The following is a 22,024-nucleotide window of genomic DNA, read 5'->3' on the forward strand; positions in this document are numbered from 1 at the left end:
TTACGTGACAAAGGAAGGCCTTATATTTGACGTAAACAAATAAAAAACAATCTATTTTTATAAATATTGAATTTTCGAGGTTTTTAGACCGTAAATGCAGGTGTATTATCAGCTTTTACCGAAATACAGATGTGACAACTTCGCTTTCGTATCAACTTTCAAGCCTGTACAAGCCTGTTATAGTAGCGATAGATATTCCAAGAAAGTGAATGAAGTTCCCCCCAAGAAATATCGGGTGAGCCAAAAAAAGTCCATACAATTAGTATTTAAACTAATCATATGGACTATTCATGTACGCAGGATGAGACTTGAACTCACACGCCGTAACCGGCACTACCCCCTCAAAGTAGCGTGTCTACCAATTCCACCACCTGCGCGAGAAAAGGTGCCCAGAACAGGACTCGAACCTGCATGCCTCTCGACACACGCACCTGAAACGTGCGCGTCTACCAATTCCGCCACCTGGGCCTTTCTTCAATACATTAAAAAAGCGGTCTCATACCGCCTTGTTACCGATTGGAGCGGAAGACGGGACTCGAACCCGCGACCCTAACCTTGGCAAGGTTATGCTCTACCAACTGAGCTACTTCCGCGATAACGGGTGCAAAGATAGAGGTATTTTTTTATTCTCCAAAACCTGACTGCACTTTTTTCATGCTATTTTTGCAGTTCACACCCGCTCAAAATCATATCTTACTTTAGTCCAGTCGCTTCCATCCACATATTAGCCATCAGCTGGCGGCCGGGTAAATCAGGATGTACACCGTCATTCGACCAATAACGTGCCGGTGCCAACTTAACTGCGGCATCAAAACCAGCCTGGAAAGGTACGAATACAGTATTAAATTCGCCGGACAGCTTACGGGCCGACTTACGGAACTCGTCGAACATCGGATACCATCTGGAATCTTCTATCGCAGCGCCATCACGCAAAGTGAAAGGTTCGCAAAGGACTATCTGGGTATTCGGCAGCTTCTCTTTCGTATATTTCAAAAGGGCGCGCAGATCGTTTTCGTATGTCTCGACAGTCCCTTTATATCCGTGTGTCAACGTATGCCAATAGTCGTTCACACCGATCAGGATGCTCAAAACATCGGGCTGGAAAGCCAGACAATCCAACTCCCAACGATCACGAAGTTCATACACTTTATTCCCGCTGATACCGCGATTATAAATCTTAGGCTGCAGGGCTGCTTCTTTCTCCAGCAATTGTGTCGCTGTAAAAAGCACGTAGCCGCTACCAAACTGTTCCATCGTATTGCAACGTTTACTATTCTTATCACGGCCGCAGTCGGTGATGGAATCGCCCTGGAACAGGATCACACAATCTTTTTTCAGGTTGATCTTCGGAGCATGCACAGATGTATTTTCTTGTACGGCAGCTTTTGCGATCTCCGGGATCATCAGGGCGCTGAACCCTGCCAATGCTCCCTTTTTCAGGAAGTCTCTTCTGGAATTTTTCATGGGTAGAATAAGTTTATTTTATTACATTGATTGAATTAAATACAAAGATAGAACTTTAATAAAAAACTTGTACACAAATACAGGCTTTTATATCCTGGCAATCAGTTCACGGACGAGTGTCGTCATAACCGCAGCCGCTTTATTGGCCGCCACAATCACGTCCGCGCCGTCATTGACAAAGTCATCGGCAAAATGATAACCTTCGTTTGTAATGACAGACATACCGAACACGCGCAGGCCGGCATGACGGGCCACGATTACTTCCGGAACGGTGCTCATTCCAATCGCATCGCCTCCTACCCGGCCGTAAAAAGCATACTCGGACGGTGTCTCAAAAGAAGGACCGGTCAAGCCGACATATACGCCTTTCTTCAACGGGATATCGAGGGAAGAGGCGATCTCTTCGACAAGCCGGATAAACTCGCGGTCATACGCACGTGTCATATCCGGGAAACGGGTTCCGAACTGTTCATTGTTCGGGCCGATCAGCGGATTAGGCATCATATTGATATGATCGCGTATAATCATCAGATCGCCCACTTTGAACGTATTGTTGATACCGCCGGCAGCATTGGAGACTAAGAGATTCTTTACGCCGAGCAATTTCATCACCCGGACGGGGAATGTCACCTGCTGCATTGTGTAGCCTTCATAATAATGAAAACGTCCCTGCATGGCAAGCACTTGCTTACCACCTAATTTGCCGCAGATAAAGTTACCCTTATGTCCCGTTGCCGTCGAATGCATAAAATGAGGGATCTCGCTGTAAGGGATAACGGTCGCTTCCTCGATCTGATCGGCAAGTGATCCCAGGCCGCTGCCTAAAATAATAGCCGTTTCCGGATTGCCGGTGACACGGGATGCCAGATAGTCGGCTGCTTCCTGATAAAAAGCATTGTCTGTTGTATTCATATTCGTTCTAATTTATTTTTCTTTCAGATGAAACTTTTGTTTCCCCGGCAAGAAACTTTAGTTCCATGAGCATGAAACTTTAGTTCCGTGCCTATGAAACTTTATTTCCATGCCTATGGAATTTAAAATGCATGCCTATGGAATCCGGCTTCGATGCTTATGCCTTTCCCACGAGCTTATAGGCCAATCGGGCAGTCTGCTCCATGATTTCATCTTCGCCCGGGACTTTCTTATCCTGCATCAGGATCTTGCCGTTGCAGATAACGGTGTCGACGCAACTGCCGTTTGCCGCATAAACCAGGTTGGATATAAAATTATGGTTCGGCGTAAAGGCCGGGATATGCAAATCCACCAGACAGAGGTCGGCCAGATAACCTTCGGCGATTCGTCCGGCTTTCAGTCCGATAGCCGAGGCACCGGCTTCAGTCGCCGCCTGGAATATTTCACCGGCGGGAACCGCTTCCGGATCTTTCCGCCAGGCCTTACCCAAGAGTGAGGCGAGCTTCATCGCCTCGATCATATCCAAATTGTTGGAAGAAGAACAGCCGTCAGTTCCCAAAGCGACTGTCACACCTGCTTTTCGCATCTCACTGAATTTAAACTGAATGCCGGAAGCTAACTTCATATTGGAGGCCGGGTTATGCACCACCTTGACTCCATGATCTGCCAACATACTGATCTCATCATCATCGATATAAAGACCATGTGCGATGATCAGGCGGGGCGACAGCAGACCTAACTTATGCAAATAGCGAACGGGCGTAAGGCCGAACTGCTTGACCGAGTCTTGCACTTCCCCTTCCGTTTCCGCCAGATGCAGATGGATCGGGACGGAATGTTCCGCAGCAAAGCCATGTATCCATTGCAGCAATTCCCCTGAAACCGTATAGATTGCATGGGGACCGACTGAATATTGTATCCGTTCGCTATACTTATCCGTCTCGGCAATCAGCCTCTCGTTCTCCCGTTTGCTCCGTTCGGCCAGTTCGGGTTTGAAATGGTCGAAGCAGGCTCCCGACAACAGCGTCCGCAAGCCCATTTCTTCCACTGCGTCGGCCGTCGCTTCGAATTTATGATACATATCGAAGAAAGTCGTCGTGCCGCTCTTTATCATTTCCAGGCAAGCCAACTTCGCGCCCCAATAGACATCCTCGCGGGTCAGCTTGGCTTCATTCGGCCAGATCTTCTGCTCCAACCAGGGCATCAGCGGCATATCGTCTCCGAAACCGCGAAAAAGCGTCATAGCGGCATGTGTATGTGCATTTACCATTCCTGGTATCAAGGCTTTACGCTTCCCGTCGATAACCTGGTCTGCCTGCACTTGCAGGTCTGTTCCTATCTGTTTAATTTCCTTTTTCTCTATATAAACATCTGTCACGGCGTCATTCAACAGGACACCCTTTATCAATATACTCATACGAATTTAGCCTTCATGTTCTTTATCTTTTCATCACGGATACGTCCCAGCAAGCCGGAAAGTTTGTCCCGTTTCACAGCGGCAAAGGCACAACTCTCCTTCACCTCGACAACGCCTAAATCATCCTTTTCCAGTCCTCCTTTTTGAAAAAGGAAGCCGACAACGTCTTTCTTGCTCAACTTATCCCGCTTTCCGCGGTTGATCGTCAGCGTCACCCATTCGGAACGGACCGGTTTCTTTGCCACTTCGGGCAGGAAAAACTCTTCCGGTTCACGGGTGATATATTCGGGGACCATTTCCTCTTCATTCAAGATCAGGTAAGCGACTCCTTCCGCGTTCATACGGGCAGTACGTCCGTTACGGTGTACATACGCTTCTTCGTTGATCGGAAGATGATAGTGGATTACATTCTTGACTTCGGGAATATCCAGACCGCGGGAAGCTAAATCGGTGGAGATAAAAACAGTAGCGCTTCCGTTACGGAAATGCGACAAAGCGCGTTCACGTTCCGGCTGCTCCATTCCTCCATGAAAATATTCGTTGTCCACACCCATTTCGGTCAGATAATTGCTCACCCGTTCCACCGTCTCACGGAAATTACAGAAGATCAGGGCGGAACCGCCATTCAGCTCTCCCAACAGTTTATAGAGCGTTTCCAACTTATCTTTCACCGGCGATTTAACTACGCGCAAGGTGAGCCCTTTCGTCTCCTTCACCTCTTTCAGGAAAGACAAACGCACCGGAGCCGTAATTCCGGTAAAAGGAGGGATCTCGACCGCAGCTGTCGCCGATGTCAAAACCCGGCGACGGACGCCCGGAAGATGCGCCAGTATCTCTTTCATCTCTGCTAAGAAGCCGAGTTCAAGCGACTTGTCGAACTCATCCAGGATCAGCGTACGCACACTATCCAGATCGATGTTTCCCCGTTCCAGATGATCTACGATACGTCCCGGCGTACCGATCAGAACCGTCGGCGGATGTTCCAGACTTTTCTTCTCCGTACGGATCGGATGTCCTCCGTAACAACAGTTCACCTTATATCCGGCACCTAATGAACGGAATACGGTTTCGATCTGCAAAGCCAACTCCCGCGAGGGAGCGATGATGAGCGCCTGTATCTTTTTGTCCTCATCCGTCAGCGTAGTCAGTAACGGCAACAGGAATGCCAGCGTCTTACCCGAGCCTGTCGGACTGAGCAGCACCATGTCTTTTGTCGTGCCGGCGTCCAGCACGGCTTGCTGCATCTCGTTCAGAGCCGCAATGCCGGTATTGGCAAGGGCGCGGGCGATTATTTCGTTATTCGTCATATCAATTGAATCGTTTATAAAATTCAGCCACCGACTCTATCCCTTTGTAGAAGAAATCGAGCGTACAGCTTTCGTTCGGCGAATGGATCGCGTTTTGTTCAAGACCGAAGCCCATCAGGACAGTCTTAATCCCCAATACCTGCTCGAAAGTAGCAATAATAGGAATACTGCCACCGCGACGGACAGCCAGCGGACGTTTTCCAAACGCAACAGCAACCGCCTCTTCGGCAGCCTTATAAGCCGGCATGTCGATCGGGCAAACATATCCCTGGCCGCCATGTTTCGGAGTTACTTTCACCTTTACATAAGCGGGTGCCACGCTGGCGATATAGTCTTCGAACAGTTTTGAAATCTTGCTGTGGTCCTGATGCGGCACCAGGCGGCAGGAAACTTTGGCGTATGCCTTGGAAGGAAGAACCGTTTTGCTCCCCTCTTCCGTATAACCGCCCCAGATACCGCAGATGTCAAACGACGGACGGCAACTGTTGCGCTCCAGCGTAGAATATCCTTTTTCTCCGAACAGTTCATCCACACCGATAGCTGCCTTATATTTCGCTTCATCAAACGGGATTTGTGCGATCATCTCACGTTCGGCCGGCGAAACTTCTTCCACGTCATCGTAAAAGCCGGGAATCGTGATTCGCCCGTCAGCATCCGTTATATCGGCCATCAGCTTACACAAGACATTCACCGGATTGGCAACCGCACCGCCGAAATGGCCGGAATGCAGATCCCGATTAGGTCCTGTCACCTCTATTTCCCAATAAGCCAGTCCGCGAAGACCGGTTGTCAACGAGGGTGTCTCGGCACTGACCATGCTGGTATCGGAAACCAGGATCACGTCGGCTTTCAACAGTTCCTTATGTGTGCGGCAGAAGTCTTCGAGGCTGGGCGAGCCGATCTCTTCTTCTCCTTCGAAGATAAATTTCACATTGCATTTCAACAGGTCCAGATTCAGGGCTGTTTCAAAACCTTTCACCTGCATCATCGCCTGTCCTTTATCATCGTCCGCACCACGCGCCCAGATACGGCCGTCACGGATTTCCGGTTCGAAAGGCTGGCTCTTCCACAATTCCAGCGGTTCGGCCGGCATCACATCGTAGTGGGCATAAACCAGCACAGTCGGGGCATCCTGAGAAATCATCTTCTCGCCATATACAACCGGATTCCCTTCTGTCGGCATCACCACAGCCTTATCGGCACCGGCAGCCAACAACAGTTCTGTCCAGCGTTTTGCACACGCCTCCATATCAGGCTTATGTTCCTGTTTCGCACTTATCGACGGAATACGGATCAAGGAAAAAAGCTCCTCGATGAAACGATCTTTGTTTGATTCTATGTACGTTTTTACTGACATATTCTATACTGTTTATTTAATTTACTTATTACAAGATACAAGTATACTACTTTTTCCGCTTATACAAAAACGATTGCCAACGTTCTTCGGCATTTCCCTGGCGAAACATTTCGTAACGGGCCATGATGAAGAACAGATCGGAAAGGCGGTTTACGAATTGAAGGATCTCCGGCGAAACGGGATCTTTCCTGTTCAAGGTCCAGAGACGGCGTTCGGCACGGCGCACGATCGTGCGGGCCAACTGTAAATGAGCCGAAACCGGCGAGCCGCCCGGCAGGATAAAATAGCCGTTATCTTCCATCTTCGCCGACAGGTCGTCGATCTGTTGCTCACAGAAAGCGACCAGGTCTTCGGACAGGGCGTTTGGGTTCTTGTCCCGGATGGCAGAAGGGGTTGCCACGTGCGACATCACCACCATCATCTCCCGTTGTATCTTCCCCAGCAGATCGTGCCACTCGTGTCCGGCGGGAAGCAGCGCACGGACGACGCCTATTTCGGCGTTCACTTCGTCCAACGTTCCGTTCGCCTCTATCCGGATGTCGTCCTTATCCACTCGTTCACCTCCATGAATACCGGTGCGTCCTTTGTCTCCTCCACGTGTATAGATTCTCATTTTTATCAATTTTGATAAGTACTGTGACAAATATAAACATTATCTTTGACTATTGTATTTAATCTAATTCTCATGAAAGCAAATCTGATTCCCGCACTCTGCCTGTTATGCTGCATAACGGCAAATGCCAAAGTAAAATTACCGCAATTGTTAAGCGACCACATGGTACTCCAACAGCAGGCCGATGCACGTTTATGGGGAGAAGCGGCCCCCAACAGTACAGTAACGATCCGGGCATCCTGGACAAACCAACCCGTTGAAACGAAAGCAGACGCCCAAGGGGTCTGGAACACGGCCATCGGTACACCGAGCGCAAGTTTCACCCCACAGACACTGACGATCAGCGACGGAGAGCCCGTGACGCTCCACGACGTACTGATCGGCGAAGTATGGTTCTGCTCCGGGCAGTCCAATATGGAAATGCCGTTGAACGGTTTTGATAAATGCCCGATATACGACTCCAACAATGTGATAGCCGACGCCCCGAACCATCCGGGAATCCGGGTAGCCACGATCGAGCGCAAAAGCGCCCTCACCCCGCAAACATACGCAAACGGGGAATGGAAAGAGCCGACAACCGAAAATGCACAATGGTTCAGCGCCACCGGCTACTTTTACGCACTGGCCCTGCAACGGACACTGCAAGTCCCGGTCGGTATCATCAACTGTTCCTGGGGCGGTTCGTGTGTGGAAGGCTGGATGCCGGAAGAGATACTGAAGGACTATAAAGACATCGATCTCAACAAGGCTAAGGAAAAGGAATATAGCTGGACGCATCCGATGATTATGTATAACGCACTGCTCTACCCCTGCCGAAACTATACGATAAAAGGATTCGCCTGGTATCAGGGATGTAGCAACGTAGGACGTGCCGATACATACGCAGACCGCATGGCAACGATGGTCCGTCACTGGCGCTCGATCTGGAAAGAAGGCGATATCCCATTCTATTATGTGGAAATAGCACCTTTTGCTTACGGCAACAAACCGGAAGCAATCGACGGCGCCCTGCTCCGCGAAGCCCAGTTCAAGGCACAGGCACTGATCCCTAACAGCGCCATGATCTCGACAAACGATCTGGTCGAACCCTACGAGGCCCCGCAGATTCATCCGCAAAACAAGAAAGACATCGGCGACCGCCTCGCTTATCAGGCTTTAGTCAAAACATACGGCTATAAAGGGATTGTGGCAGACAGCCCGTCCTACAAAGAGATGCAGGCAGACGGAGATAAGATTACCGTCCGTTTCAACCATGCAGAAAAAGGATTCAGCCCGTGGGTCGACATCGAAGGTTTCGAGATTGCCGGACAGGACAAGGTGTTCCACCCAGCCAAAGCCAAATTTGGTTCCGCCCCGAACGAGATCATCGTATCATCCCCGAAAGTAAAGAAGCCCGTTGCCGTCCGTTACTGTTTCCGTAACTTCCAACCGGGCAATCTGAAAAACTATCGTAACCTGCCGGTTATTCCTTTCCGTACAGATAGTTGGTAAACCATTCGTTTCCGGCCGGGTCCGCCCAATAAAGATGCGTGTATCCGGCCAGTACATTTTTAAAACGATAAAGCGGAGTATCCGTTTCCACTCCTTTAGCCGTATAAGCGACTGCACAGGATGGAAGCGGATTCTTTTGTTCCGCCAGGCGGGAATAATGAAACTCGTGCCCTTTCAGCCGGAAGTCCTTATATAATAAGGTACGGTAGCCCAGGCGCAGCTTCATGTTTTCCATCGTAGCCGATTGGTGCAGAACCCCGGCCATCGGATATGCATTCCCATCCTTATCCCGTATCTCATCCGAAAGATACATCATTCCGCCGCATTCCGCCAGCAAACGTCCTCCCCCTTCGGCATACCGGCGGACAGATTCGAGCATCGGCTTGTTTGCCGATAACGCGGCAAGATGCAGTTCGGGATAGCCGCCGGGGAAATAAACGAAATCGACCTCCGGCAGGGAAGAGTCTTTCAGCGGGCTGAAATAAACGACTTCACCCAGACTGTGCAGGTAACGGATATTTTCTTCATAAACAAAATTGAATGCGGCATCGCGGGCAACGGCCGTACGGAGAGGAAGATGCCACACCCCCTGCTTCCTCTCGAGAGGGGAATGAATACTTTCTGACACAGTCGTCAGTTCCAGCAGGCGGTCGATGTTCACATGTTTCTCGACAAGCTCCGCCACACGATCGGCAAACTCTTCGAAACAAAAATCCTCATCCAGCGAAAGCCCCAAGTGACGGTTAGGAATCTCCACATCCGCACGTTTGGGAAGATAGCCCAACGCCTCCACTCCGGCATCTTCACAGGCTTGTTTCAAAAAAGAATAATGATTTTCCGAAGCGACAAAATTAAAAACAGCCCCGACCACCTTTATACTTCTATTAAAATGCTTGAAACCATACAGCAAAGGGGCGACGGAATAGGCCGTACTTTTAGCATTCACAATCAGCACAACCGGTATCTGCAGCATACCGGCAATCTCGGCACTGCTTCCCTGCATCCCGTCATAACCGTCAAAAAGCCCCATCACGCCTTCGGTCACTGCCACATCCGTTCCGGCCGTATAGCGGGCATATAAGTCCAGCACATGTTGGTCCGACATCATATACCGGTCCAGATTTATCGACGGACTGCCGGCCGCCATCCTGTGATGCCGCGTGTCGATATAGTCCGGTCCGCACTTAAAAGGTTGTACCCTGAGCGAACGGTTCTTCAAGGCACGAAGCAGCCCGAGCGTAAATGTCGTTTTCCCGCTACCGGAAGAGGCGGCGCCGATTAGAAGGTGAGATTGCATAAATAATGTGCTAATTTAATAATGTGCCAATATGCCAATAAAAAAATGCGCCAATATGCAAAAAAGTAACTCCATTGGCATATTGGCACATTGAATAATTAATAAATTATTTTAGTATTGTTCCTTCTCGTTCGGGAAGTCCTGGGTCTTTACATCTTCGATATAGGCTTGCACCGCACGGGTGATTTCTTCGGCCAGGTTTGCATAACGGCGCAGGAAACGGGGAGAGAATCCCTGGTTGATACCTAACATATCGTGCATAACCAAAACCTGTCCGTCAACACCTCCACCGGCACCGATACCGATCACCGGGATTGTCAGTTCGGAAGCCACCTGTGCAGCCAAAGCAGCCGGAATCTTTTCCAGAACAACAGAGAAGCAGCCGATATCTTCCAGCAAGTGGGCGTCTTCGATCAGCTTTTTCGCTTCCGCTTCTTCACGGGCGCGGACGGTGTAAGTCCCGAATTTATTAATCGACTGAGGCGTCAACCCTAAATGTCCCATAATAGGAATACCGGCACACAGGATACGTTCGACCGATTCGCGTATTTCCGCACCGCCTTCGAGCTTGATACAGTCGGCATGCGTCTCCCTCATCACACGGATGGCGGAAGCCAAAGCCTCTTTCGAGTTACCCTGATAAGTACCGAAAGGAAGGTCTACAACAACCAGTGCGCGCTTCACAGCTTTCATCACCGATTTGCCATGATAAATCATTTGGTCCAGCGTGATCGGCAGTGTCGTCACGTTTCCGGCCATTACATTGGAAGCCGAATCGCCAACCAAGATAACGTCCATACCTGCCTGATCGATCAGTTGAGCCATCGAATAATCGTAAGCCGTCAACATGGAGATCTTCTCCCCGCGTTGTTTCATCTCAATCAGGCGATGGGTCGTCACCTTTCTATTATCCTCTAAATCCCTCTTTGCAACTGACATAATGATTTTTATTTTAATGTTACAGGGCGCAAAGGTATGTAAAATGTTTTAGAAAGTAACATCTATTCCACCCATAAAGGTTGCTTTAGGCATCGGGTAACCGTCATTAATAGTATAGCGGGTGGCAGTCAGATTCTCCCCCTTAACAAAGAGATTCAAGCCCTTGTCGCGTGTACCGAAACGATAGGAAGCGCGGGCATTCAAAACCGTATAATCTTCTTTGCGGTTGTCCTCCGGCTTGCTTCCCACATTCGTGTACAAATCGAAAATAGACTGCACACTCAGATTAAGAGTAAACCGTCCGGGCATATAAGTAGCACCGGCAAAAAACTTATGGGCCGGAGCTGCCACAATATCCTTATTCATATACAGATAACTGTAGTTCATATCCAGGCTCAGATTATTCAATATCTGATAGCCGGTCTCAAACTCGATTCCTTTATTATAAAAGTGTCCGATATTCGACATCTGGCGATCTACCACCGAGATCATATCTTTCCCTTCAATATAAAAGGCAGTCAGTTCCGCATGCAAACGATTATCCAAAAGGCGCTGTCCGATCGATAGCTCATAGCTCAACATACTTTCCGGTTTCAGATCAGGGTTTGCCTTTGAATAAGGCAGATAAGAGATATACAACTCACGTAGTGTCGGGCTTCTGTATCCTTTTGAGAAGGAACCTTTGATCGTGTTTCCCTCGAACGGGCGAAGCGCAAAACCGGCCTGCGGAACCCATTCGCCGCCATAAGCGCTACTATGCTCGTAGCGCACACCGGCATTCAGGCTCAGGATATCAAACAAATCCTGCTGCATGATTGCATAACCGGCCACTTCATGGACCGACTTATCGACCACCTCTCCAATCGCTCCTTTGATCGTATCGTTCCAGGCATGTCCGCCCCAGTTCTTATAATCGACACCGGCTGTGAATGTATTTCCCTCTACCAGGCGAAAAGACTGGTATAACTGGATTCCCGTATTATGGTCGTCCGAATAGAAGAGGAACGAACGGGGATCAGCGTTTGGCGCATGTCCGTCGTTGATTTTATGGTGGCCCCAGTTATAGAAAACACGTAGAGCGCCGCTCGACTTCTCATGATGGTTCTCCAAAGCAAAAGAGGTGGTACCACGAAGAATATGCATCACATGATCCAACAGCGGACTGGTGATCGTACCCGGATCTTCCGTATTATATTTGGCTAAGCTTAAATCACCCGTTACTTTATAATGGTCGTCGATCTTATATCCCAGATTCAAAAAACCATTTGTAATATCGAACTTGGAGTCGGCCCGGTGGCCATCCGTACGATCATGGTTCAGCGAGATAAAACTACTGAAGTTGCCGACGTTATAGCCATTATTGATCATATATTTCTGTGTATTATACGACCCCATCATAACACGTGCCTGCGTACGGCGGCCTTCCTGCCGGTGTTGGCGGGTGATAATATTGACAACCCCTCCCATCGCATTGGAGCCATACAACAAAGAGCCCGGACCACGAATAACCTCTACTCTTTCGACATCGGATGCCACATAAGTATCAGGCAACGAATGACCGAAGACACCGGCCCACTGCGGCTGTCCGTCAAACAGCATCAGGACTTTATTTCCCTGTCCGACTCCACGAATATTCACCGTACCTGCCGAACCGGAAGAAACCCCGAATCCCGTGATCCCTTTTTCCGTCACAAACAAGCCCGGCACACGTTCGGACAACACCGGCAACAAAGCCGATTCGCTGCTTGCCTCTATCTGATCCCGGTCGATTACCGAGATAGTCAACGGCACGCTACTACGGTTCACCTGCACCCTATTGGCCGAAATCACAACCCCCTGCAAATTGATCAGGCTGTCGATTGCCGCCGGATCGGCAGCAAAGGCTAAAGAACTGAGCATTAACCCGGAAATAAGTAAAAATTCTTTTTTCATATATTCAAGTTGACTATTAAAATTCAAATAACAACACCGCAAAAGTAGCACATCTTTCACAAATCGTGTTACGCAACAGGCAAAAAATATATCTAATCCGCCCGGCTCATAACCAATTTACCATGTTTGATTCCCTTTATCGTCGTCAACCGGTCGGACAGTTCCGTCAAACGATTAGCCGTACCCATCACAGTCGCAATGTGCAGACAAAAGTTACGATTGATGTAATATTGGGAAGAGGACAGGATCACATCCTGGTAATTCTGTTGTATATCGGCAATCCGGGAAGCAATCTCCTTCTTTACCTGGTCGTACATGATAATAATCGTACCTGCCACGATATGATTGCATTGCCATTTCTGCTCAGCGACATTCTTCTCCACCAGGAAACGGATCGCCTGCGAACGATTGGCAAAGCCATTTTCGCTCACATACCGGTCCAACGATTCCAGCAGGTTATCTTCCAATGAAACTCCGAAGCGCTTTAACGACATACACAACTGTTTTATAGAATTTTCGGGGGTAAAGATAGTATATTTTTTATAACAACAAAAAGAGGGTGTCAAAAACACCCTCTTATCAATTCTTAAAAGTTCCGGCCGGTATCCCACCACAGACGTGTACCACCTGTATCCGGGCCACCCAATGCCTGAGTCAATTGTCCGTATTGAGTCGGATTATCACTGATCAGTGCCTGCGGATAGAACAGACGACGGATCATGATATCCGTATCGATCGATCCACCACTGTTGTTGACTGCGACCTTAAACAGTTTCGGATATCCGGTACGCCGTTGTTCCGTCCAGGCTTCACAACCTTCCGGATAAATGGCCAGCCATTTTTGTGTAATGATCTTTTCCAGTTTCTGTTCGTTGGAAAGGGCATTATCCCATTTGGGAGTCACTGTCGATTCAGCCTTTGCATCAAATTTCGCGTCGAACGCATCTTTATAATCTGCAGGTGTTTTTTCACTTTCCAGATATTCGGCAGCACTGCCGGCGCCCCACTGTGCAAAAGAAGTTTCAACACCTTTCTTATAATATTCACCCGCATCCCCGGATATATAGCCACGCAAAGCGGCTTCGGCACGCAAGAACCAGACTTCGGCAGCTGTCAGCAGAATCGCATCCGTATTCTGGGCAACCGTACTGGGTGAATGGTCTTTGTATTTATTATGCGTAACACCCGTACCCTGGCGGACACCCTTATAAGTTCCGGCGATATTGAACAAAGCGCCTTCGGAACCACCCGCAGCCGGAGTAAAATATTTAGAGATACGCGGATCGTCATACCCCACCAAGAAAGACTCCATACTTGCATTCATAAATACTTCGTGCCATCCCTTATTAATTTCTCCCAACGGATTGGTGAATCCGCTCGTCGAAGCATTTACAGCAATTACGTCTGTCGGCGCTTCAAGTACGCCGCCTTCATCCGATAAAGCCTTCTTTGCCTCTTCGGCTGCTTTCGACGGGTCGACATTAGACAAACGCATGGCTAAACGCAAACGCAGAGAGTTCGCAAACCTGATCCAGTCGTCATATGTCTTATTCGGCGTCAAAAAGTCCGATTTGGCAAACAGATTTGTCTTCGGATTAGCTGCCACATACGTACGGATTGCCGTCAAAGCCTCGTCCAGATCCGTAAAGAATGCATAATACGCAGTCTTCATATCATCCGGTTCGGAACCGGTACTTTCACCATAGTTCGTATAAATCAGCGGTCCGTAGATATCGGCAATACGATGCATCAATTCCACTTTCAGGATTTTTGTCACACCCAGAAATTCCGGCTTGTCGGCATTTCTCCGTTCTGCATTCTTGGCGGCAGTCATTATATATCCGTAAGTGTATGTCCAATTGGAAGATGTCCAGCCGTCATTCAAATGATACGTGGAGTTATTGCTATTGAAACTACCGTTCATATCATGGAAATAACCGGAAAACATATCCGCTTCCAAATTCTGCATGGTCTGGAAAGGCCAGTTCTTACCGCCACCCCAGTCATAGTTGAAATAGATACCCTGCTCAACAACCGTGATCGGCAAAGTATAATACATATAATCATACGATTGAAGATCTTCGGTAAAACCGTTTGTTTTTGTGTTCTGCGATTCGAAATCTTCCGTGCAAGCCATCAAGCCCGCCACTCCTGCGACAAAGAATGCTGCTATATATTTGTTGAATTTACTTTTCATGATACTCTTTTTTTAGAATGAAACCTTCAGATTAAAACCTAAACTCCGGGTAGTCGGCATACCGAATACATCCACACCCTGGCAACCGTTACCGCTCGACAAGCTGGCATCCGGATCAAACGGAGCGTCTTTGTAGAAGAAGAACAGGTTGCGGGCAACAAATGAAAGCTGGGCTTCCTGGAATACTTTTGATTTTTCCATCAGTTTCCTCGGGAACGTATAACCCAAAGACAACTCACGCAAGCGAACGTTTGTCGCATCGTACATATAATATTCGGAACATCCGTTACGTCCGCCGACACGGCTATAGAACGCCTCTATGTTTTCTTTTCCTATATGTGTGCCTTCCAAATCCACAAAACCGGCTCTACGGGCATCGGCAGTTGCCTGCGACACACCTTTGGAATCCAGGTCAGCCTGTGTTACAGACAATACATCGCCACCAAAACGACAGTCGATCAGGAAATATAAAGAGAAATCTTTATAGGTAAAAGTATTGCTCCATCCCAGTAAAGCATCCGGATTCGAATTACCGATCTTCACATTATTACCGGTAATAACGTTCGGCAAATTGTTTTCATCATAAACGATCTTACCGGCCTCATCACGCTCGAAAGCATTTCCATAGAGATCGCCCAGCGAGCCGCCTTCTTTGATACGCATCATATACATCATGCTAAAACCCTCGTCTCCATAAGCGAATGATTTCAGTTCAGGATGCAGTTTAACCACTTTATTCTTATTGGTAGAGAAGTTGAAAGAGGTTTTCCAACGGAAATCGTTCGTCATGACCGGAGTAACTCCCAATGTCAGTTCAACACCTTCATTCTGGATGTTACCGGCGTTCACATAGTAATATTTATAAGGTGAACCGGCAAACGACGGCATTTTCAGCAACTGGTTCTTGGTGTTGGTTCTATAATAAGTGAAGTCCAGATCCAAACGATAGTTGAAGAACTTCCATTCCGTACCGACTTCCCAGGACGTACTCAATTCAGGTTTCAGGTTGTCGAAAGCAGCAGCCTCGTTTACGATGATCTTACCGCCCGCACCGATCATGTCGACAGGGTTACTTACGTATAAAGGTATATCGTTACCGACTTTTGACCACGAACCTCTCAACTTGCCGAAGTTGATCCATTCCGGCATATCGAGCGTATTGTTCATAATCCATGACAAACCGACCGACGGATAGAAGAAACCTTTGTTCTTATGTTTGGTGAACGCCAGTGTGGAAGACCAGTCATTACGGGCCGTCACGTCCAGATAGAGGCTTTCTTTCCAACCGACCTGTGCTGTTGCAAATATAGACTGGAGCGTACGGCGCTGGTTGATGATTTCATCACAGGCAGCCGATGTATTCATATTGATATTCGCAACCGTAAACACATTCGGATAATAGAGGGAAGCGGTTTTGGAATCCAGGCGCAATTCGTCGACACGCGTACTGTTGATACTGGAACCTAAAGCGGCGTTCAGCGACCAGTCGTTCCACTTCTTGTTGACCATGGCCATCACGTCTCCGTAGAGCAACATTTCCGTATGGTTCAAGTCGATATAACGTCCGTTCGTACCGGCAAGATCGACGGATGTCGTTGCATACATCTTCTGCTGGAACTTGTCATTGGTATAGTCGACATTGCCACGAGCCTGTATCTTCAACCAGTCGGTAACGGTCAATGCAGCCGTCAGCGAAGCCAATGCACGGTAACGTTTGTCACGGCTCGTCACACGGTTTACCAACCAATACGGGTTCTGTTCGAAGCTGGTGATATCCGTGTACCAATTCTGTATCGGCATATTCCGTCCGAAATCGTTTGTTTCGTAACCGTCCTTATACGGTGTGATATCTTCGCCACGCGGGAATCCGTACAAGCCGACCAACGGGTTCATGTAATAACCGCCGGAAGTCGGACGGTTCTTGATTGACTGTGTCATCAAATTGACATTTGCATCAATATTCAAGCGGTCATCGAAGAACTGCGCCGTTTCGCGGAAATTCAGGTTATGCTTCTGCAGCTTGTTCTTTTCGACAACACCGCTCGCACTCGTATTGGCATAAGAGAAATAAGTCTGCAATTTATCGTTACCTCTCGTCAGGGACAAAGAGTTGATTGCCGTCACGCCATTCTGGAAGAAATCGCCGGCATTGTCATAATCTTTCAAATTGCCTTTTTCGCCCCAGCTCAGGTTATCCTTACGGCCATATTCGTTCTGGAACTCAGGCAGGCTGATTGCATGATCGACTGTGAGGTTGGAAGAGAAAGTGACGCGCTGCAAGCCGGCTTTTCCTTTCTTTGTCGTGATCAGGATCACACCATTGGCAGCCTGCGAACCGTAAAGAGCAGCGGCAGAAGCTCCCTTCAGAATACTCATACTCTCGATATCATCCGGGTTCAGGTTGGATATACCGTCGCCGGAGTCACGGTTACCGGCGTTGTTCGTACCTCCCATAGCAGAAGAAGCCTGCTCGCTGATCGAGTTCAACATCGGAACACCGTCGATCACATATAAAGGCTGGTTGTTTGCGTCTGCATTGGCTGAACGGACACCACGGATGGAAACCTTTGCCGAACCGCCCAGACCGGAAGAGTTCTTGTTGATCTGCACACCGGCAGTCTTACCGGCCAACGCAGTGATCATGTTCGGGTCTTTGGCACGTGTCAGTTCGTCTCCTCCCACCTGCTGGCTCGAATAGGTCAGGGAAGCAGCTTTCTTTTTGATACCCATAGCCGTCACGACTACTTCGTCCAGCTTCTGTGTGTCCTCCGACAAAGTCACGTTAATAGTCGCTTGTCCGTCATACTTCAGTTCCTGCGAGTCAAACCCGATATAGGAATACACCAATATGGCGTCGACCGGGACATTGTCAAGTGTATAATTGCCGTCCACGTCAGTGATAGTTCCGTTTGTCGTACCCTTCACCAGGATATTGGCTCCGATCACCGGCTCATTGTTTTTGTCGACAACCACGCCCGTTACCCGCTTGCCCTGCTGTTGCATAAGGTCTATCGCTTCTTTCTTGTTCAGGATGATTTTCTTGTTTACGACTGTATAGGCGATATCGCTGTTTCCGAACATCTTGTTCAGGACGTCGAAGATATTCTTTTCGTTTACACTGACAGAAACTTTCTTGTTTATATTAACGACGTTTGCATCATATATAAAGGAGAAATCCGTCTGGTTTTCTACTGCCTCCAGCACGTTGGCGATCGTACTGTTCGACATTTCCAATGACAGAGTAGTATTCTGGGCATACGAATTATTTGCGACTGCAATGCCGAGACTTAAAAAAAGAAAGACTACACTTAATCTCATAACTACTGGTATTTTTCGGAAAAGATTGAAACTTTCCTTCCCTAGAATTTCTAAGGTTACAATTTTATTCATATTTTTGTGATGCTTATTATTTATAATAAAGTTATTTATGAGCTGCGTCAACAGCTTTTTCGACTTTTCATGCGGGGGAATGCGTCAACATTCTTCCGTATGTTTTTTTACTTTCTTTCATTTCTTCATGGGCAAACGATTTAAATGGTTATACACTCTCTATTTCTTATTTTGATATTTCGATTACGGATATCTGCAAGGTGCTGTCATCATTCATCACCGGCTTCTTTATCTTATAGGAGATACCGGAAGCGAGTTTGAGATATTCCATTACCTGTGGTAACTGTTCGTCTTTGAAACGTGCCGTGATAATCGAGTTCAGGACCTCGTCATCTTTCACATCGAACTTCACGTTATAATGTCGACCTAACATTTTCAACACCTGCCGCATCGAATGATTGCGGAAGATAATCTCTCCGTTTATCCAGGCCGTATCGTAATCCGTATTAACGGAAGAGATATTCAGTTTGCAAGTCGACTTCATAAACTCGGCCTTTTCGTCCGGCTTCAGTAGTTGCGAAATCACCTTGCCGTTTTTCTGGCCGATATTCAGCTTTACAGAACCTTCCACCAATGTTGTTCCGATCGTTTCGTCGTCCCGGTAAGCCGACACATTAAACGTCGTCCCCAACACCTCTACCGAATAAGCAGGATTGACTTTTACAATAAAAGGTTTTTCAGGATTTTTCGTCACCTCGAAATAGCCTTGTCCTGTCAGCTCAACCTGCCGGTTCTCCGCCCGGAACTTTTGCGGATAGTTCAATGTACTTCCTGCATTCAGCCAGACCTTTGTCCCGTCGGGCAATTCAAAACGGGAAACCACTCCGGGGTTGGTGCGCACTTCGACCATGCGCACCCTTTCATTTCCCAGCTGCATAAACAAATATGCAGACATGATCAATACCGGAATGAATAACACCGCAGCCACTTTTTGTAATAAAGACAAACTCCTATACAACCTAACTTTTTTATTTTGTTTACGTACTTTCGATTTAAAACGAACCAACGCCATTTCCGGATCTACGGATTGCATGACATGCAGGCGATCCGTCACTTGCAGTGTAAAATACAACTGCTCCAGTACCTTTTCATTTTCGGGCGACTCTGCCAGCCATGCTTCCACCCCGGCCTGTTCGCTTTCGGTTTGGACCCCGTCCAGATACTTGATTAATATGTTTTCGTCTATCGTCATCTTTTTTTTCTGTTTCTATAACTAATACAATCCAGCGAAAAGATGTACTAAACGAAAATGCATTTATTTTTCGGGAATTTGTAAAATCTTTTCCTCCGCCTCATTTGTTATACTTAAAATCAATCAGTTATAAACAGAAAGAATATGAAAAAAATAGTATTACTCCGCCACGGCGAAAGCGTTTGGAACAAAGAAAACCGTTTTACAGGATGGACAGATGTAGATCTGACCGAAAAAGGCATACAAGAGGCTACTAAAGCCGGCGACCTGCTGAAAGAAAAAGGTTTCAGGTTCGACAAAGCCTACACGTCCTATCTGAAACGCGCCGTCAAAACCCTCGATTGCGTCCTCGACCGGATGGACCTGGACTGGATTCCGGTAGAAAAAAGCTGGAGGCTGAACGAGAAGCATTACGGTTCGTTACAGGGATTGAACAAAAGCGAAACGGCCGAGAAATACGGTGACGAACAGGTCCTGATCTGGCGAAGGAGCTACGACATCGCCCCTAATCCGCTGAAAGAAGACGATCCGCGCAACCCGCGCTTCGAACTCCGTTATAAAGATGTACCCGACAACGAACTGCCCCGCACCGAATCGCTCAAAGACACGGTGGAACGAATTTTGCCTTACTGGAAAGAGGTGATCTTCCCTTCCCTCGAAACCTCCGACGAGATTCTGGTCGCAGCCCACGGTAACAGTCTGCGCGGGATCATCAAGTATCTGAAAAATATCCCGGACAATGAGATTGTGCACCTCAACCTGCCGACTGCCGTACCTTACGTATTCGAGTTTGACGACAACCTGAATCTCACGAACGATTATTTCCTCGGCGACCCGGAAGAGATCAAAAAACTGATGGAGGCAGTAGCCAACCAGGGAAAGAAAGCATGACCAGAGCCCCCTATTTTGAATAAGTTTCATTACTTATTCAAAATAATTCGTTAAGTTTGCAAGAAAAACACCTTGTGACCTGCAATAACGAAGAAACTATACATAAACTAAACGCCGGTGACGAACAAACGTTCGACACTGTTTATAAGCAATATTACAGAGGACTTTGTGCCTTTGCGTCCCAATATGTATCCGAATATGAGGAAATCGTGCAGGACGTAATGATGTGGCTATGGGAGAACCGCATCCTCCTGAATCCGGAGATGTCCCTGAAATCCCTGCTCTTCACCATGGTCAAGAACCGTTGCCTGAACAATATCACTCACAATCAAATCAAACAACAGGTCCGGGAAAAGCTGTACGACAAATTCAAAGACCAGTTCGAAGACCCCGACTTTTACGTTGAAGGTGAACTGATCGCTTTGGTAACCAAAGCGATCCGGGAGCTCCCGGAAGACTACAGGGAAGCATTCGAACTGAACCGCTTCCACCACCTTACCTACAACGAAATAGCTGAACGCACCGGCGTCTCCTCCAAAACAATCGCCTACCGCATCTGCCAGTCGTTGAAAATACTCCGCACGGAGCTAAAAGATTATATGCCCTTACTGCTTTTCTTAACGTAGGTTACGTTTTAAGAAATAATGAACCAGTAAATGATGATTTATGTGTTTGTTGTCGTAGGGGCGGGTTCCAAACCCTCCCGGATAGCGACGTTGTCTTAGGGCTGTAAGCCCGGCAGATCTCAGCCCAAGGCGTGAGCCTTGGGTTAAGGGAACACCTCCCTCCCCCTCTTAGCCCTGTAAGGGCGGCACCGGTAACATCCTGTGTCACAATGTATCGCCCTTACAGGGCTCGAAGACAGAAGGTGGTCCTATTTAAACCCAAGGCTCACGCCTTGGGCTATGATCTGTCGCCCTTACAGGGCTTTGGGCGGTTCGCGAACCGCCCCTACGACGACATTGTTCTCACCGATAAATCATCATTTATTGTTTCAGTTCTGTCAAGTTTTGAACCTCCTGCAAATCTGATGAATATTACAATAACCCCTTTTTTTGCCATTTTTCTATTTCGTCTGAAATCTTGATCGATTTTGGATTGACTCTTTTCACGGTTTAAGCTCCCCTTTCTGACAATAGGAAAAACGAGGTGCGCAGTCCGTTCCGGAAAGTGTGCAATTTGATTGCCGAAAACCAGAAACGCCGACAATGTGATAAAGCTTAACTCCCGGAGAATCGAATATTTGAAAATAAAACGGACGGCGTCCCAAATATCCCAAGGAAATTCAGGTGCTTTTTTGCCCTAAAAACGGTCCTCTTTCCAATTAGGACGGTCATAATCGCCATTACGACCGTTCTAATCTTCGCGAGGTGCCGAGTGCACTACACATTAGCACGGTCGTAATGGCAAAGAGGACGGTCGTAATGGCGGAAAACGCTCAAAAAAGGCGAAAAAGTTCCTTTTTGAGGCCCAAAAAGCAGATTAACATTTGTTTTGTTTTAGATGTCTTTTAGACTTGAAAAATGCGTTTTATACAATAAGCCCCCCTGCCGCAGGCTCTCTTTTGCCGTTGATTTCAGAGACTGTGTGAAAAAGGCTTATTCTCCAATCAGATCAATACGCAG

The 22,024-nt window shown here is 47.8% G+C and carries 16 protein-coding genes and 3 tRNA genes; 3 read left to right on the forward strand and 16 right to left on the reverse strand.

The window, feature by feature from the left end; all coding sequences use genetic code 11:
• Positions 1–293 precede the first annotated feature (293 nt).
• From DWU89_RS18595 to DWU89_RS18635, 9 genes are all read right to left on the reverse strand, one after another.
• Positions 294–377 (reverse strand) — tRNA-Leu (locus tag DWU89_RS18595).
• A 9-nt stretch (positions 378–386) separates the two neighbouring features.
• Positions 387–468 (reverse strand) — tRNA-Leu (locus DWU89_RS18600).
• Positions 469–517: 49 nt separating this feature from the next.
• A tRNA-Gly gene (locus DWU89_RS18605) sits at positions 518–593 on the reverse strand.
• Positions 594–693: 100 nt separating this feature from the next.
• Complete coding sequence (locus DWU89_RS18610; RefSeq protein ID WP_115501134.1) at positions 694–1,464, reverse strand: SGNH/GDSL hydrolase family protein; 771 nt, start codon at positions 1,462–1,464, stop codon at positions 694–696.
• A gap of 87 nt (positions 1,465–1,551) precedes the next feature.
• The gene (locus DWU89_RS18615) at positions 1,552–2,376 is read right to left on the reverse strand and encodes a purine nucleoside phosphorylase I, inosine and guanosine-specific (RefSeq protein WP_115501135.1); all 825 of its coding nucleotides are present in this window, start codon (positions 2,374–2,376) and stop codon (positions 1,552–1,554) included.
• A 157-nt stretch (positions 2,377–2,533) separates the two neighbouring features.
• Positions 2,534–3,793 (reverse strand): amidohydrolase family protein, encoded by a 1,260-nt coding sequence (locus DWU89_RS18620; RefSeq protein WP_115501136.1) that lies wholly within the window; start codon positions 3,791–3,793, stop codon positions 2,534–2,536.
• Positions 3,790–5,100, reverse strand: a complete 1,311-nt coding sequence (locus tag DWU89_RS18625) for a DEAD/DEAH box helicase (protein ID WP_115501137.1) — start codon at positions 5,098–5,100, stop codon at positions 3,790–3,792. The genes DWU89_RS18620 and DWU89_RS18625 overlap by 4 nt, the downstream gene beginning before the upstream one ends.
• Position 5,101: 1 nt before the next feature.
• Positions 5,102–6,457, reverse strand: a complete 1,356-nt coding sequence (locus tag DWU89_RS18630; RefSeq protein ID WP_115501138.1) for a dipeptidase — start codon at positions 6,455–6,457, stop codon at positions 5,102–5,104.
• 46 nt (positions 6,458–6,503) lie between these two features.
• On the reverse strand, positions 6,504–7,070 hold the full coding sequence (locus tag DWU89_RS18635; RefSeq protein ID WP_115501139.1) for a cob(I)yrinic acid a,c-diamide adenosyltransferase: 567 nt from the start codon (positions 7,068–7,070) through the stop codon (positions 6,504–6,506).
• A 72-nt stretch (positions 7,071–7,142) separates the two neighbouring features.
• On the opposite strand from DWU89_RS18635, the gene DWU89_RS18640 reads away from it, so the two are divergent.
• Complete coding sequence (locus tag DWU89_RS18640) at positions 7,143–8,561, forward strand: sialate O-acetylesterase (RefSeq protein WP_115501140.1); 1,419 nt, start codon at positions 7,143–7,145, stop codon at positions 8,559–8,561.
• Here DWU89_RS18640 and DWU89_RS18645 read toward each other — a convergent pair.
• From DWU89_RS18645 to DWU89_RS18675, 7 genes are all read right to left on the reverse strand, one after another.
• Positions 8,533–9,858 carry a cobyrinate a,c-diamide synthase gene (locus DWU89_RS18645; RefSeq protein ID WP_115501141.1) on the reverse strand — a complete coding sequence of 442 codons (1,326 nt, stop codon included), beginning with the start codon at positions 9,856–9,858 and terminating at the stop codon, positions 8,533–8,535. The two genes, DWU89_RS18640 and DWU89_RS18645, sit on opposite strands and share 29 nt — an antisense overlap.
• A 111-nt stretch (positions 9,859–9,969) precedes the next feature.
• Positions 9,970–10,797, reverse strand: a complete 828-nt coding sequence (panB, locus tag DWU89_RS18650) for a 3-methyl-2-oxobutanoate hydroxymethyltransferase (RefSeq protein ID WP_115501142.1) — start codon at positions 10,795–10,797, stop codon at positions 9,970–9,972.
• A 48-nt stretch (positions 10,798–10,845) separates the two neighbouring features.
• Positions 10,846–12,729 carry a TonB-dependent receptor plug domain-containing protein gene (locus DWU89_RS18655; protein ID WP_115501143.1) on the reverse strand — a complete coding sequence of 628 codons (1,884 nt, stop codon included), beginning with the start codon at positions 12,727–12,729 and terminating at the stop codon, positions 10,846–10,848.
• A gap of 92 nt (positions 12,730–12,821) precedes the next feature.
• Entirely contained in the window at positions 12,822–13,223 is a 402-nt protein-coding gene (gene nikR, locus DWU89_RS18660; protein ID WP_115501144.1) for a nickel-responsive transcriptional regulator NikR, read from the reverse strand.
• A 92-nt stretch (positions 13,224–13,315) separates the two neighbouring features.
• Positions 13,316–14,926, reverse strand: a complete 1,611-nt coding sequence (locus DWU89_RS18665; RefSeq protein WP_115501145.1) for a SusD/RagB family nutrient-binding outer membrane lipoprotein — start codon at positions 14,924–14,926, stop codon at positions 13,316–13,318.
• 12 nt (positions 14,927–14,938) lie between these two features.
• Positions 14,939–18,244, reverse strand: coding sequence for a TonB-dependent receptor (locus DWU89_RS18670; RefSeq protein ID WP_167451727.1), 3,306 nt, complete (start codon positions 18,242–18,244; stop codon positions 14,939–14,941).
• Between the two features lie 238 nt (positions 18,245–18,482).
• Complete coding sequence (locus DWU89_RS18675) at positions 18,483–19,508, reverse strand: FecR family protein (protein ID WP_115501147.1); 1,026 nt, start codon at positions 19,506–19,508, stop codon at positions 18,483–18,485.
• 144 nt (positions 19,509–19,652) lie between these two features.
• Between DWU89_RS18675 and gpmA the strand changes: the two genes are divergently transcribed.
• Both gpmA and DWU89_RS18685 read left to right on the forward strand, forming a co-directional pair.
• The gene (gpmA, locus tag DWU89_RS18680) at positions 19,653–20,399 is read left to right on the forward strand and encodes a 2,3-diphosphoglycerate-dependent phosphoglycerate mutase (RefSeq protein WP_115501148.1); all 747 of its coding nucleotides are present in this window, start codon (positions 19,653–19,655) and stop codon (positions 20,397–20,399) included.
• Between the two features lie 74 nt (positions 20,400–20,473).
• On the forward strand, positions 20,474–21,025 hold the full coding sequence (locus DWU89_RS18685) for an RNA polymerase sigma-70 factor (RefSeq protein ID WP_115501149.1): 552 nt from the start codon (positions 20,474–20,476) through the stop codon (positions 21,023–21,025).
• Positions 21,026–22,024 lie beyond the last annotated feature (999 nt).

Source organism: Parabacteroides acidifaciens (assembly GCF_003363715.1).
In the GTDB taxonomy this organism is placed as follows: Bacteria; Bacteroidota; Bacteroidia; order Bacteroidales; family Tannerellaceae; genus Parabacteroides; species Parabacteroides acidifaciens.